The sequence below is a fragment of the Aeromonas sp. R7-2 genome (assembly GCF_040908105.1).
Taxonomy (GTDB): domain Bacteria; phylum Pseudomonadota; class Gammaproteobacteria; order Enterobacterales; family Aeromonadaceae; genus Aeromonas; species Aeromonas caviae.
In genome coordinates this window covers 128,970-142,957 of record NZ_JBFODC010000003.1, presented here as the reverse complement: position 1 = coordinate 142,957, position 13,988 = coordinate 128,970, and the positions used below count along the sequence as shown (strand labels likewise).

Genomic DNA, 13,988 nt, shown 5'->3' with positions numbered 1-13,988 from the left:
ACAAGCCAAGCAAGGAGCCAGAATGAAAGCCTACCAGCGTCAATTTATCGAGTTCGCCCTGGAGAAACAGGTCCTCAAATTCGGTGAATTTACCCTGAAATCCGGTCGTAAAAGCCCCTACTTCTTCAACGCCGGCCTGTTCAATAGCGGCCGCGATCTGGCCCGTCTCGGCCGCTTCTATGCCGCCGCCCTGATGGATGCCGGCATCGAATTCGACGTGCTGTTTGGCCCGGCCTACAAGGGGATCCCCATCGCCTCCGCCACCGCGGTGCAGCTGGTGGAGCAGCACGACGTGGACGTGCCCTGGTGCTTCAACCGCAAGGAGGCCAAGGATCACGGCGAGGGTGGCAATCTGGTGGGCAGCCCGCTCAAGGGGCGCATCATGCTGGTGGACGATGTCATCACTGCCGGCACCGCCATCCGCGAATCCATGGATCTGATCCAGGCCAACGGCGCCTCCTTGGCTGGCGTGCTGATCGCGCTGGACCGTCAGGAGAAGGGCAAGGGCGAGCTCTCCGCCATTCAGGAAGTGGAGCGTGACTACGGTGCCCACATCATCGCCATCATCCAGATGAGCGATCTGATCCAGTATCTGGAAGAGAAGCAGGCCGAACAGCCGGAGCTGGCGGCGCAACTGGCCGCCATGAAGGCTTACCGCGCCCAGTACGGTATCTGAGTCGCCGCGCATACCGCGCAATAGTTGAAGGCGGCGCCCGTTTGTTCTCTGGCAGCAAACGGGCGCCGTTTTTTCATCTGCAAAAAGTGGATCATGTGGCTTGAGCTTACCCTTACAGTAAAGGTTAGGGTTTGCCAGTCGGCGTTTTGTGGTGCCGACGGGTTCCTGGGAGGAACAACATGACCACTCATCTTCAATCACCCATTCATCTGCAGTTGCCGCTCAGCGGCATGAGCTGCGCCAACTGCGCCGGCCGCATCACGACCGCCCTCAACAAGCTCGACGGGGTATCGGCCACCGTCAACTTCGCGCTGGAGCAGGCGGCCATCGAGCTGACCAGCCCCGACCGTCTGCCGGCGGTACTGGAGAGCATCCAGGCGCAGGGTTATGACTACGGCAGTGAGACCATCCTGTTTCAAATCACCGGTATGACCTGTGCCGGTTGCTCGGCCCGCCTGAACAAGATGCTGGCGGCGCTGCCCGGCGTCATCTCCGCCGACGTCAACTTTTCCATCGAGCAGGCTCGTATCGTGCTGGTACCCGGGGTGCAGACGCCCGCGGCCCTGCGCGAGCAGATCGAGGCCCTCGGCTTTGGCGCCCAACTGGCGCAGGGCTCGGCCAGCGGCCGCCGCCAGCAGTTGCTGGAGCGGGAAGCGCAGGAGGCCGCCAGCGCCCGTCAGGCGCAAACCCGGGTCATCGTCTCGGCTTTGCTTACCCTGCCGCTGCTGGCGGGGATGCTGGCCATGGCCGGGTTGTTCCCCTGGCATCTGCCCGCCTGGCTGGAGCTGCTGCTCGCCACCCCGGTGCAGTTCTGGATTGGGGCCCGCTTCTATCGCGGCGCCTGGCTCGCCATCAAGAACCGCTCCGCCAACATGGATGTGCTGGTGGCGACCGGTACCAGTGCGGCCTACTTCTACAGCCTCTATCTGCTGCTTAATCTGGGGGTGGCCGCCAGTGGCCAACTCTACTTCGAGGCGAGTGCCATCATCATTACCCTGATTTCCCTCGGAAAACTGCTGGAAGCGCGAGCCAGACGCAGCACCCAGTCCGCCATTCGCGAGTTGATGGCGCTGCGGCCGGAAACCGCCACCGTCTGGCGCGGCGAGCGCTGGCAGAGCGTCGCCATCGACGAGGTGCTGCGCGGCGACAGGCTGCGGGTGCTGGTGGGGGAACGGGTACCGGTGGATGGCAGAATCGTGAGCGGTGAGAGTGAGCTGGACGAGTCGATCCTCACCGGCGAGAGCCTGCCGGTGCCGCGCGGTGAGGGCGACAAGGTGCTGGGCGGTGCCATCAACCGCTCCGGCGTGCTGGAAATTGAAGCCACTACGGTGGGGGAGGATTCCAGCCTCAGCAAGATCATCGCCCTGGTGGAGAGTGCCCAGATGGGCAAGGCGCCGCTGCAACAGCTGGTGGACAAGGTCTCTGCCGTGTTCGTGCCGGTGGTGATGACCATTGCCCTGTTCACCCTGCTGGTGTGGTACGCCATCAGCAGCGACTTCGGTCAGGCGCTGCTGGCGGCGGTGGCCGTGCTGGTGATCGCCTGTCCCTGTGCGCTGGGGCTGGCGACGCCGGCGGCCATCGTCACCGGTACCGGGGTGGCGGCGCGCCACGGCATTCTGATAAAAGACGTGGATACCCTGCAGAAGGCCCACGCCATCAAGGCGCTTATCTTCGACAAGACAGGTACGCTCACTCAGGGCAGGCCCGTGCTGGCGAGCTGGAGCGGCACAGCCGAGCAGCTGCGTCTGGCCGCCGCCCTGCAGCAGGCGAGCGAACACCCGCTGGCGCTGGCCATGCGCGAGGCGGTCGGCAAAGAGGCGATGCTGCCCCAGCCGGAAGCCGTCGAGGTGCGGGTCGGTGCCGGTATTGTCGGTCAGGTGGCGGGCCATAGGGTCGCCATCGGCAATGGCTCTCTGCTGGCCCAGCTCGGTATTGAACCGTCACAACACGATGAACAACCCGCCGACGGCGCGACCCGGGTCTGGGTGGCCATCGACGGCGTGGTGGCTGGCATTGCGGCGCTGGCAGATACCCTGCGCCCCGAGAGTCCGGATGCCATCGCCACCCTGCGTCAGCGCGGCATCGCCAGCTGGCTGGTGAGCGGTGATGGACCGGCGCCGGTGGCCCATATCGCCGCCAAGCTGGGGCTGGACGGGGCCTTTGACTCCGTGCTGCCAGCCGGCAAGGTGGAAAAAGTCGAGGCGCTGCGGGCGCAAACCAGCGGGCTGGTCGCCATGGTGGGAGACGGCGTAAACGACGCCCCGGCGCTGGCGGCGGCGGATGTGGGTATCGCCATGGGCTCCGGCTCCGACGTGACGATGGAGACCGCCTCCATCACTCTCATGCGATCCGACCCGCGGCTGGTGGCCGATGCCATCGACATCTCGGCGGCCACCTGGCGCACCATCCAGCAGAATCTGTTCTGGGCCTTCGTGTTCAACATCATCGGTATTCCGCTGGCGGCGCTGGGTTACCTCAGCCCCGAGCTGGCGGGGGCGGCCATGGCCCTTAGCAGCATCACCGTCTTGAGCAATTCCCTGTTATTGAAGCGCTGGCAGCCCCGGGCGGGCAGCCTGCGTGCATCTGAATCCCAAAGGAGTCATTCATGAACATCAGCAAGGTCGCCAAGGCCACCGGCCTGACCGCCAAGACCATCCGCTACTACGAGAGCATCGGCCTCATCTCGTCGCCGGTCCGCAGCGACAACGGGTATCGCAGTTATACGGATGCCTCCCTGCGGGAGCTGCGCTTCGTCAAGCGGGCGCGGGAGACCGGCTTCAATCTGGAGGAGTGTCAGGAGCTGCTGGCGCTCTATCGGGACGAGCACAGAACCAGTGCCCAGGTGAAGAAGCTGGCCCAGGAGAAAATCGTCGATCTGCGCTCCCGCATCGCCGGTTTGCAAGCCATGCTCAGCGCCCTCGAGGAGGTGGTGAGCTGCTGTCACGGAGATGCGAATCCCCAGTGTCCCATCCTCGACGAGCTGGAGAAAGGGTGAGGGAGGGCTGCGCCATTCGACCCTGCAGAAAAGGGTCTGTCGGGGCCTGTGCGGGAGAGGACGCGCTGAGTGGCAGCTTAATAGCGGTCGATTGATTGTTGAGCAGGAAAGGGGAGTGTTAAACTGTGCGGCTCTTGTACAGGGAGTACCCAGTTGACACAGAGTGTGAAATATCAGGTGCGGCGGGCCATCATGGTCCAGCTCTATACCCATGCCTCCTTCAGCCTGCCTTGCCTGGGGCTGCTGGCGATCAGCTGGAGCCTGCTGTTCCACGATTACCTGCCGGCCAGCGAGTCGCTGGGCTGGCTCGGTCTGGTCCTGCTGCTGTTGCTGGGGCGCTGGTGGCATCTGCGCTGGCGCCAGCCCAGGCTGGCGGAGCTTCCGCTGCCGGTGCTCGAGCGCGAGCTCTTTGTCGGGGTGACCATCACCTCCATCGTCTGGGCACTGGGCGTGCTGCTCTACATGGACAAGCTGCCCGACACCTATCGTGCCGCCATGATGATGCTCTCCAGCCTGATCCTGACCGGCAGCGCCATCATGCTGTTCGGCAGCCGTCGTACCCTCTATGGGGCCGTGCTGCCCCTCGGGTTTGCCATGTTGTTCGAGCTCAGTGGCGGCAACACCCAGGAGCGTATCGTCTCCTGCATGCTGGCGGGGTATCTGTTCGTCTTTCTGCCGACCCTGCTGCGGCGCCTGCGGCGGGATCAGGTGGCCTCTCTCTACCACAGTTTTTCCAATGCGGATCTGGTGGCCGAGCTGAAGGCGGTCTCCGAGCACCTCAAGCTCACGTCCCGCCTCGACGGTCTGACCGGCATCGCCAACCGGGCCCATCTCGACGACTCCCTGGCGCGCGCCTGGCGTCGCTGCCACCGTGCCAGGGCGCCTCTCTCTCTGGTGCTGGTGGATGTGGACTACTTCAAGCAGTTCAATGATCACTATGGTCATCAGGTGGGGGACCAGTGCCTGCAACAGGTGGCGAGCCTGCTGGCCGAAGTGCTGCGGCGGGAAGACGATCTCGCTGCCCGTTACGGCGGAGAGGAGTTCGCCCTGCTGCTGCCCTGCACCACCTTGCAGGGGGCCATGCAGATCGCCGAGCAGGTGCGTACCTCGTTGCGAGCCCTCGGCATTCCCCACCACAAATCCCGGGTCTCGGGGCGGGTCAGTTGCAGCTTCGGGGTGGCGACCCTGGTGCCGGATCAGCATCACTCCATTGCCGAGCTTATCCAGAAAGCGGATGCGGCGCTCTATCAGGCCAAGCATAATGGCCGGGATCGTATCGAAGTAGCCTTGATGGGTAAGGTTGCCTGAGTTTCACAAGACAGATTAAAGAGGTCGTCTATGCAATGTCATCGTATCGAAGAGCTGCTGGAACTGCTGCAGCCTGCCTGGATCAAGGAGCAGGATCTCAGCCTGGTGCAGTTTGTTGCCAAACTGGCCGAGGAAGCGGGATTTGACGGTCCGCTGTCCGCACTGACCGACGACATGCTGATCTACCACCTCAAGATGCGGGAATCCGACAAGCAGGCGATGATCCCGGGGCTGGCCAAGGATCACGTGCCCGACTTCAAGGAAGCCCTGCTCAAGGCCCGCGGCATCAAGTAATCCGGGCGTCACATCGCCATCAGAGAAAGGTTTCAAGAGAATCTGTGAAAAGGCGCATAGTCAACTGGCTATGGGCCTTTTTTGTTGCCTGAAATTGCGACGGGACTCGAACTATAGATACATTTAACCCACACAATTAGCAGGTTGTTTAAGATATAATCGCTTTCATAACAATATGAGTGGAGCGATGTGTTGCAATGGCCGACAAGGACAAGATCGACATCAAGGATGTGACCGGTGACGTCACCGGGACTTTCAATCCCAACACCTTCAAGGCGGGAGATGACAGGTTCAACCCCGGCAACCGCATCTATGTCCGCTCCCAGACCGGCTACTGGCAGCGGGTGCGCAAGGCCATGGGCTGGTTCTTCGTCGCGCTCTTTGTCCTCCTGCCCTGGCTGCGTTATGACGGCCGTCAGGCGGTGCTGTTCGATCTGGAGCACCAGCAGTTCCATATCTTCGGTGCCACCATCTGGCCGCAGGATCTCACCCTGCTGGCCTGGGTCTTCATGATCGCGGCCTTCGCCCTCTTCTTTGTGACCACCTTCCTGGGCCGGGTCTGGTGCGGCTACCTCTGTCCCCAGACGGTGTGGACCTTCCTGTTCATCTGGTTCGAGGAGAAGCTGGAAGGGGCCGCCAACAAGCGTCGCAAGCTGGATGCGGCGCCCTGGAGCGGCGAGAAGCTGGCCCGTAAGGGCGCCAAGCACCTGGCTTGGATCCTGCTGTCGCTGGGCACGGGGCTGACCTTCGTCGCCTACTTCCAGGATGTCTTCCACCTGGTACCCGATTTCTTCACCCTGCAGGCGGGAGGCTGGGTCATCTTCTGGGTGCTGTTCTTTGCCGCCTGCACCTATGGCAACGCCGGCTGGATGCGCGCCATCATGTGTATCCACATGTGCCCCTATGCCCGCTTCCAGTCCGCCATGTTCGACAAGGACACCTACATCGTCGGCTATGACAGCCAGCGTGGCGAGACCCGCGGCGCCCGTGGTCGCAAGGCCGATCCCAAGGCTCTGGGGCTGGGGGACTGCATCGACTGCGACCTCTGCGTGCAGGTCTGCCCGACCGGTATCGACATCCGTGACGGTCTGCAGTACGAGTGCATCAACTGCGGCGCCTGTGTCGACGCCTGCGACCAGACCATGGAGCGGATGGGGTATCCGAAAGGGCTCATCAGTTACACCACCGAGCACAAGCTGGCCCACAGTGAAACCCAGGTGGCGCGGCCCAAGCTGATTGGCTATGGCCTGGTGATGGTCGTCATGCTGGGGGTCTTCGTCTATAACGCCATGTCCATCATGCCCATGGGGCTCGACATCCTGCGGGATCGCAACCAGCTGTTCCGGGAAAACAGTGAAGGGCTCATCGAAAACACCTATACCCTGAAGATCCTCAACAAGACCCTGAACTCCCAGACCTACCGGCTGGACGTGGAAGGGCTGCCGGAGTACCAGTGGTTCGGTCCTCGCGAGGTGACCCTGAAGGCGGGCGAGATCTATACCCTGCCGGTGAGTCTGGCGGTGGATCCCTTCAACCTGAAGCGCCCCACTCTGGACGTCCAGTTCGTGCTCAAGCGGGAAGGTGCGGCGCCGGATGACAGCAAGGGGACCTTGCGCCAACCGAGCAAGTTTATCAGCAGGTTGTGACGGCAAGGCGCACCGCCATGCACGGCAACGGCAGACAGTGGTGATAGAATGGGGCGCAACAGCGCCCCTTTTCTATGGTGGATGACATGCGTTTCAACTATTCCGACCTCAATCCCGATCTCATCATGGATGCCATCGATCTCAGCGGCTTGCGCATCGACTCCGGCCTTATCGAGCTCAACAGTTACGAGAACCGCGTCTATCAGTTTCAGGATGAGGATCGCCGTCGCTACGTGGTGAAGTTCTACCGCCCCGGTCGCTGGAGCCGGGCCCAGATCCTGGAAGAGCACGCGTTTGCCGCTCACCTCTGTGAAACTGAGATCCCGGTCGCCGCTCCCATTGCCTTTGCCGGCGAGACCCTGCTGGAGCATCAGGGCTACCCGTTTGCCATCTGGCAGAGCGTCGGGGGGCGTCAGTTCGAGGTGGACAACCTGGACCAGCTGGAGTGGGTGGGGCGTTACCTCGGTCGCATCCACAGCGTCGGTGCCAGCCATGCCTTTCATCACCGGGTACGGCTCGATGTGGAGAGCATGCTGCACGAGCCGCGTCAGTTGCTGGCGGCAGGCGAGTGGTTGCCGAGCGGGCTGGCCAAGTCCTTCTTCGGGGTGCTGGACGAGCTGATCCGGCACGTATGCGACGCCATGACCCTGGATGTGGCGCGCATCTCCCTGCATGGGGACTGCCACCCGGGCAACATCCTGTGGCGTGACGGCCCCCTGTTTGTCGACCTCGACGATTGCCGCACCGGCCCTGCCATCCAGGATCTCTGGATGATGCTGAACGGGGAGCGTCATGAGCAGCAGATCCAGCTCGATACCCTGCTGGCGGGGTATGAGGAGTTCATGGAGTTCGACCCGCGGGAGCTGGCGCTCATCGAGCCGCTGCGTGCAATGCGCATCGTCCACTACATGGCCTGGCTGGCAAGACGCTGGGAAGATCCCGCCTTCCCCCGCCACTTCTCCTGGTTCAACACCGAACACTACTGGCGCCAGCAGATTGCGACCCTGCATGATCAGCTCGAGGCATTGAAGGCCCCGCCGCTCAGCCTGATGCCGCAGTGGTAGGGGCGTGAACCCGGCAGATCGCCACACCACGGGGCGTCCGCTGGTGGTGTTGCCCGCACCATTGCCACAGCGGCAAGGTGCCCGTGGGAGGCGGGATGGCGGTCCCGCCTGTCTGCCTTTGCCATTGACGGCACGAGGGTGAGGCAATAGGCTTGGACTGCTTCGGTTCGCCGGGCGTGCCTCACAGTGATCCCTTAACAGGAAACGTCATGAAAAAAGTACTATTTTTCCTCGCTGCCATGCTGATGATCCCCATGGTTCACGCCGCCCCGCAATTCAAGGAAGGTGTCAACTATGACGTGGTCAGCCAGACCGGCAGCGCCCAGCCGGAAGTGATGGAGTTCTTCTCCTATTTCTGCCCGCACTGCGCCAAGTTCGAGCCGATTGCCGAGGATCTGAAGAAGAGCCTGCCGGAAGGCGTGCCGATGAAGAAGAACCCGGTGGCCTTCCTGGGCCGTGAAATGGGTCCCGAGATGCAGCGTGCCTACGCCGTCGCCAATCTGCTGAACGTGGAAGGCAAGCTGACCCCGGCCATCTTCGACAAGATCCACACCCAGCGCCAGATCCCCCAGAGCCGCGCCGACGTGAAGCAGGTCTTCGTGGACAATGGCGTGCCGGCCGAGGAGTTCGACGGTGCCGTCGACAGCTTCGCCGTCTCCGGCATGGTCTCCCAGTTCGATCGCAACACCGAGAGCTACAATGTGCGCGGTGTGCCGGCCTTTCTGGTCAACGGCAAGTACATGGTGAAGATTGAATCCATCACTTCCCAGGAGCAGTTCAACCAGCTGGTGAAATTCCTGCTGGCCAAGAAGGACTGATCATTCCTGAGTCGATACAAAAGCCCGCCGGTGCAAACCGGCGGGCTTTTTGTTTGGCGTCTCGCGGGCCTGACTCAGACCCCGACGTGGAAGGCCTGTTTGAGGTTGCGAATGAAGTCCGCATCCCGGCAGAGGGTCTTGCCCGGGCTGTCGGAGATCTTGGCGACCGGGCCGCCGTTGCACTCCATCAGCTTGAACACGATGTTCATCGGGCTGACGCCGGGCAGATCGCAGGTGAGCTTGGTGCCGATGCCGAAGCTGGTGTTGATGCGGCCGCGGAAGTGGCGCAGCAGCTCGACGGCCTTGTCGAGGTTGAGCCCGTCGGAGAAGACCAGTGTCTTCTCGGCAGGGTCGATGCCGAGCCGCTGATAGTGGCTGATGGCTTTCTCGCCCCACACCACGGGATCGCCGGAGTCGTGGCGCAGCCCCTGGTAGCGGCTCGCCAGCTCGAAGTCGAAGTCACGCAGGAAAGCATCCATGGTGATGCAGTCGGTGAGCGCGATACCGAGGTGGTTGGTGAATTCGTCCAGCCAGCTGGTGAGGGCGGCGCGCTGGCTGAGCTCCAGCGGGAAGCCGAGCTGCTGGTGGGCCTGGAACCACTCGTGGGCCTGGGTGCCCACCGCGGGCAACCGGTACTTCTGGGCCAGCAGGTAGTTGCTGGTGCCGCGAAACGCCGGCAGCCGCTCCTTGAGGCGACCCACCACGGCGTCTTGTACCGCGAGGGAGAAGCGGCGACGGGTGCCGAAGTCGATGAGGTTGAACTCGCTCATCTCCTCCCGGCTCAGTTCCCGTTCCAGCTTGTCGATCTTCTGATCGAGCCGCTCCAGTGCCTGGCTGACACCGAACTGGGGATAACGGAAGCGGTTACGCATCTCGCTGATGATGGCGAGCACCGGGATCTCCCACAGGATCACGTCCTGCCAGGGGCCTTCGACCCGCACATTGATGCGGCCATTCTGCTCGAACACCTTGAGCAGGGAGGCGTCCAGCGGCTTGCGGCGCAGGTGGTCCAGGTAGTCGGGCGTGAAGAAGGGGCGTTCGGCCAGGAAGTCGAGTTCGGACCGGGTCAGGCGCAGGGAGCCGGCGAGGCGCAGTTGTTCCTCGATCTGGCCCATCATGGGCAGCAGATCTTCTTCGTTGCGGCTGTGGAACTCGGCGACGACGTCGGCATCCGGATAGCGATGGAACACCGCCTGCTGCATGTGCAGCTTGTAGGCATCGGTGTCGAGCAGGCTGTGGAGGATGGGAGGCATATCAGGCTCCTGTGATGAGTGCTGCGCGGGCAACGCACTCTGGCTGCATCTGTGACGGGTGGGCGCCGGTGTCGGGTGGGCAGTGGAAAATGGAAGGCATGTCAGGCATCCAGCAGGCGTTGAATGTCGGCCAGGGTCTGGGCCAGCTCGGCGCCGGCCTCGATCATCCGGGTGCGGGCCTGGTCGATTGTCTCGGGGGCGATGCCGCGGCAGGCGTCGAGGTGGACGATGACCCGGAAACCGGCGCGACGCAGTTGCAGCACGCTGGTCTTGACGCAGTAGTCGGTGGCGAGACCGCCGACCAGCACGGTAGTGACGCCGCGGGCTTGCAGAAACTCGATGAGCCCGGTGCTGCGCCGCTCCGCCAGGTCGTGATAGCAGGCGCCATAGGGATGCAGGTCCGGCTCGACCCCCTTCCAGACGAAGAAGTCGTAGTCGATGGGGGCGGGCAGGCCGTCGAGCAGCTCGAACCCAGGTGTGCCGGGCACGCAGTGGGCCGGCCAGGTGAGATCGGCATTCGCCAGTGCAAGGGGTTGCAACATGGCGCCGGGTTCGGTCACCACCCAGGGGGCGTTCGCGGGGTGGGCATCCTTGCTGCCGGCTCGCAGGGTGGCGAGGGCAGCCTGGGCATTGAGCGCCGCTACTATGGTATCCCCGCCAGCGACGGGCAGCTCGTTCGGGCAGAGGGGGGTGAATCCCTTCTGCGCATCAATATCCAGGCTGGCGATGATTCCCATGGATGGCTCCTTCACATAATATTCTTGTGATATTATCTACCAAACATTATTAGAAGGCGAGCAGGTCGACCAGGATGCCGAGAATGAGTCTGGATATGGTGGTGCTGCGGTTGCGCGAGGAGCGGCTCGAGCTGCTTCTCGAGACCCGGGATCGCCCCCCCTTTGCCCACTGCTGGCAGTTGCCGGCCCTGCGCATCGACGAGGCCCGGGATCGGGATCTGGACGCGGCTCGCCATCGCCTGTTGGCAGAGTGGGGGCTGGAGCACTGCTACAGCGAGCAGGTCTGTACCCTCGGCAACCTGGAGCGGGATCCCCGCGGCTGGTCCACCACCCTCGTCTATCTCTGTCTGGCGGATCCCGATGGGGGGGCGGTGCGCGGTCGCTGGCATCCTCTGGACGATCTGCCCGGCCTGCAACTCGCCTTCGATCACGGCAAGCTGGTCGCCATGGGGCTGGAGCGGCTGCGCATCAAGAGCCGTTACAGCACCCTGCCGCTGCATCTGCTGGGGGCAGAATTCACCCTCTCCGAGGTGCAACGGGCGTTCGAGATCGTCCTGCAGACCCCCATGAACACGGCCGCCTTTCGCAAGCGGCTCCACCGTGCCGACATCCTGGTGGACACAGGGCGCAAGCGCACCGGCAAGCAACGTCCCGCCATCCTCTATCGGCTGGAGACCCCCTGCTGCGTCATGTTCGATCAGGTCATGCACGGTGCGGAAGCATAAGCTGATGTCTGCGAAAGCCGGATTGTTGCCCCATAGCGGGTCTGGTGCACTGGCACCTCACACAGGAAGTGAAAACATGGGAGAGACGGGAATGCACAAGGTGCTGGTGAGTGCCTGTCTGCTGGGGCAGCCAGTGCGTTACGACGGCCAGAGCAAGGGGATTGTCAGCGACTGGCTGCAGGCGCTGGGAGCCGAGGGGCGGGTACTGGCCTTCTGCCCCGAGGTGGCGGGTGGCCTGCCGACGCCACGCCCCCCTGCCGAGCGCCAGGGGGAGCGGGTGGTTACCGAAAGCGGGCTGGATGTGACGGAGGAGTTCGATCGGGGCGCCGCCCTTGCGCTGGCCCTCTGTCAGCAGCAGGACATTCGCTTCGCCCTTCTGAAGGAGGGGAGCCCCTCCTGCGGCAGCGGCCGCATCTACAATGGCCGCTTCGAAGGGGGTTCACTGGCAGGAGAGGGCAAGACCACGGCTTTGCTGCGCCGCCATGGCATCGCGGTGTTCAGCGAGGATCAGCTGCCCGAGCTGGCCTCGGCGCTCGCCTTGGCTGCCTGCGGATCGGTCTGAGCCGCCGCATCGGCCGCCTGCCACTGCGCCAGCACGTCGTCTTTTTCCTTCCAGCGTGCGTTCAGCCACTCCTGGAAACCGCGTTTGAACTGCTTGTCGTTGAAGTAATCCCCCACCAGTTGCTCGTCCACCGGCAGCTCCTCGATCCGCACCCGGATGCGCTTCATCTTCCCCATCAGGAAATCCTTGAAGGGGGTGTCGGGGTTGTCCGGGTAGCTGATGGTGACGTTGATCAGGCTGTCGAACTGATCGCCCATGGCTGCCAGGGTGAAGGCGAGTCCTGCCGCCTTGGGGGGCATGAGGTGGCGATAGCGGGAGCGGGTGGCCTCGCGCTTCTGATCGGTGAAGCGGGTCCCCTCCACGAAGTTGATGACGGTGGTGGGAATGTGGCGAAACTTCTCGCAGGCGTTGCGGGTGGTCTCGATATCCTTGCCCCGCAGATGCGGATTTCTTAACAGAAACTCTCTCGAATAGCGGCGCATAAAGGGCATGTCCAGCCCCCAGCAGGCGAGCCCCAGCAGCGGGATGTAAATGAGCTCGTGCTTCATGAAGAACTTGGGCACCGGCAGCCGATTGCGAAACAGGTGGCCGAGCACCACGATATCGGTCCAGCTCATGTGGTTGCTGATGATGAGATACCAGCCATCCTTGCGCAGCCGGGTATTGTCCTCAATCTGCCAGTCGATGCGGGTAGTGAGGCGGATCACCAGGGCGTTGCAACCGAGCCACAGGCCCATGAAGCGATTGTTGAGCCGGCTGCAGGCGCGACCAAAGGCCGGCACGGGCAGCAGCAGTTTGGCCAGAGAAACCAGCAGGATCAGGCTGGCACACAGGGCGGTAAACAGTATGGTCAGGCCGGCGCTGATGAACAGCACCAGGGGGCCCGGGAGCAGGTTTGGCATGAGTGTCTTACTGCGTCTTGTCCGCCAGCAGCTTATCCAGAGTCTGGTCCTTCTCATGCCAGATCCCGTTCAACCACTGTTGAAACTCTTGTTGGAACTCGGGGTCATTGAAGTAATCCCCCACCAGATTGCGTTCGATCGGCAGAAAGCGGACCCGAACCTTGATCTCCTTGACCCGACCGCACATGAAGTCCCAGTAGCTGGGGACGCCGCCGGGATAGGCGATGGTCACATCCACCAGCTTGTGCAGTTGATCCCCCATGGCCGCCAGGGTGAAGGCGATGCCCCCTGCTCTCGGGTGCAGCAGATGACGATAGGGTGCCCCTTGCTTGTCGTGCTTGCCGACGGTGAAGCGGGTCCCTTCCACGAAGTTCATCACACTCACCGGCATATGGCGGAACTTGGCACAGGCCTGGCGCGTGGTCTCTATGTCTTTTCCCTTCAGATGCGGCTTCTTTTCCAGCAACTTGCGCGAATATCGCCGCATGAAGGGAAAATCCAGCGCCCACCAGGCCAGGCCGAGAAAAGGTACCCAAATCAGTTCTTTCTTGAGGAAAAACTTCAGGAAGGGGATTTTTTGATTAAAAATCCGCTGCAGTACCAGTATGTCGACCCAGGATTGATGGTTGGCAATCACCATATACCACTCATTCCGGCGCCCTTTGTCCACTCCGACCACATCGAAAGGGGTGTTGATGATGGTTTTCTGGATCAGATTGTTAAAACCTATCCAGTGGGTGGCGCAGCCGTCCAGGAGCGTGTTGCAGAGACGTCGCCCCCCCTTGAAGGGCAGCAGCAGCTTGATGAGGCCAAGCAGCAGGACGGGGACAAACCAGAACAGGGTGTTGATGAAATAGAGCAGGGTCGAGAGGCTGCCGCGCAGTCGCTCTATCAGCTTGTTGGGCATGGTGGAATCCGTCTTCGTATCGGTGGATGGCAACCAAGTGGTCAGATCTGTGGCCATAATATCAGCCGGCCCACGACTAGACCATGGTGGCGCCCTTTCCG

Annotated in this window: 14 protein-coding genes; 10 read left to right on the top strand and 4 right to left on the bottom strand. The window is 62.6% G+C overall.

The annotated features are described in order from the left end of the window. Positions 1 to 22 precede the first annotated feature (22 nt). The 8 genes from pyrE (at position 23) to AB5Y47_RS00625 (ending at position 8,801) form a co-directional block, all read left to right on the top strand. On the top strand, positions 23 to 676 hold the full coding sequence (pyrE, locus tag AB5Y47_RS00660) for an orotate phosphoribosyltransferase (protein ID WP_010676102.1): 654 nt from the start codon (positions 23 to 25) through the stop codon (positions 674 to 676). Between the two features lie 179 nt (positions 677 to 855). After that, on the top strand, positions 856 to 3,285 hold the full coding sequence (locus tag AB5Y47_RS00655; RefSeq protein ID WP_368219599.1) for a heavy metal translocating P-type ATPase: 2,430 nt from the start codon (positions 856 to 858) through the stop codon (positions 3,283 to 3,285). After that, positions 3,282 to 3,671, top strand: a complete 390-nt coding sequence (gene cueR, locus AB5Y47_RS00650) for a Cu(I)-responsive transcriptional regulator (protein ID WP_010676100.1) — start codon at positions 3,282 to 3,284, stop codon at positions 3,669 to 3,671. Before AB5Y47_RS00655 ends, cueR begins: the two co-directional genes overlap by 4 nt. Before the next feature lie 153 nt (positions 3,672 to 3,824). Next, positions 3,825 to 4,979 carry a diguanylate cyclase gene (locus AB5Y47_RS00645; RefSeq protein ID WP_039039690.1) on the top strand — a complete coding sequence of 385 codons (1,155 nt, stop codon included), beginning with the start codon at positions 3,825 to 3,827 and terminating at the stop codon, positions 4,977 to 4,979. 30 nt (positions 4,980 to 5,009) lie between these two features. Beyond that, positions 5,010 to 5,273: a YihD family protein gene (locus AB5Y47_RS00640; protein WP_010676098.1), complete on the top strand. Its 264-nt coding sequence runs from the start codon at positions 5,010 to 5,012 to the stop codon at positions 5,271 to 5,273. A 197-nt stretch (positions 5,274 to 5,470) separates the two neighbouring features. Beyond that, positions 5,471 to 6,919, top strand: coding sequence for a cytochrome c oxidase accessory protein CcoG (gene ccoG / locus AB5Y47_RS00635; protein WP_010676097.1), 1,449 nt, complete (start codon positions 5,471 to 5,473; stop codon positions 6,917 to 6,919). A 74-nt stretch (positions 6,920 to 6,993) separates the two neighbouring features. Beyond that, the gene (locus AB5Y47_RS00630) at positions 6,994 to 7,983 is read left to right on the top strand and encodes a serine/threonine protein kinase (RefSeq protein ID WP_049636084.1); all 990 of its coding nucleotides are present in this window, start codon (positions 6,994 to 6,996) and stop codon (positions 7,981 to 7,983) included. 209 nt (positions 7,984 to 8,192) lie between these two features. After that, positions 8,193 to 8,801 (top strand): thiol:disulfide interchange protein DsbA/DsbL, encoded by a 609-nt coding sequence (locus AB5Y47_RS00625; protein WP_010676095.1) that lies wholly within the window; start codon positions 8,193 to 8,195, stop codon positions 8,799 to 8,801. Between the two features lie 74 nt (positions 8,802 to 8,875). Here the strand turns inward: AB5Y47_RS00625 and pncB are convergent, their stop codons facing one another. Both pncB and AB5Y47_RS00615 read right to left on the bottom strand, forming a co-directional pair. Next, a complete protein-coding gene (gene pncB, locus AB5Y47_RS00620; RefSeq protein WP_049636083.1) occupies positions 8,876 to 10,054 on the bottom strand; it encodes a nicotinate phosphoribosyltransferase in 1,179 nt (392 codons plus the stop codon). 101 nt (positions 10,055 to 10,155) lie between these two features. Further along, positions 10,156 to 10,791, bottom strand: coding sequence for a nicotinamidase (locus AB5Y47_RS00615; RefSeq protein WP_041214225.1), 636 nt, complete (start codon positions 10,789 to 10,791; stop codon positions 10,156 to 10,158). A 74-nt stretch (positions 10,792 to 10,865) separates the two neighbouring features. Here AB5Y47_RS00615 and AB5Y47_RS00610 point away from each other — a divergent pair, with 74 nt between their 5' ends. Together AB5Y47_RS00610 and AB5Y47_RS00605 are read left to right on the top strand one after the other, a co-directional pair. After that, positions 10,866 to 11,516 carry a DNA mismatch repair protein MutT gene (locus AB5Y47_RS00610; RefSeq protein ID WP_049636082.1) on the top strand — a complete coding sequence of 217 codons (651 nt, stop codon included), beginning with the start codon at positions 10,866 to 10,868 and terminating at the stop codon, positions 11,514 to 11,516. Positions 11,517 to 11,592: 76 nt separating this feature from the next. Then, a complete protein-coding gene (locus AB5Y47_RS00605; protein ID WP_368219596.1) occupies positions 11,593 to 12,078 on the top strand; it encodes a DUF523 domain-containing protein in 486 nt (161 codons plus the stop codon). Here AB5Y47_RS00605 and AB5Y47_RS00600 read toward each other — a convergent pair. Further along, entirely contained in the window at positions 12,024 to 12,980 is a 957-nt protein-coding gene (locus AB5Y47_RS00600; RefSeq protein ID WP_323952964.1) for an acyltransferase, read from the bottom strand. The two genes, AB5Y47_RS00605 and AB5Y47_RS00600, sit on opposite strands and share 55 nt — an antisense overlap. 7 nt (positions 12,981 to 12,987) lie before the next feature. After that, entirely contained in the window at positions 12,988 to 13,887 is a 900-nt protein-coding gene (locus AB5Y47_RS00595) for an acyltransferase (RefSeq protein WP_201888815.1), read from the bottom strand. Between the last annotated feature and the right edge of the window lie 101 nt (positions 13,888 to 13,988).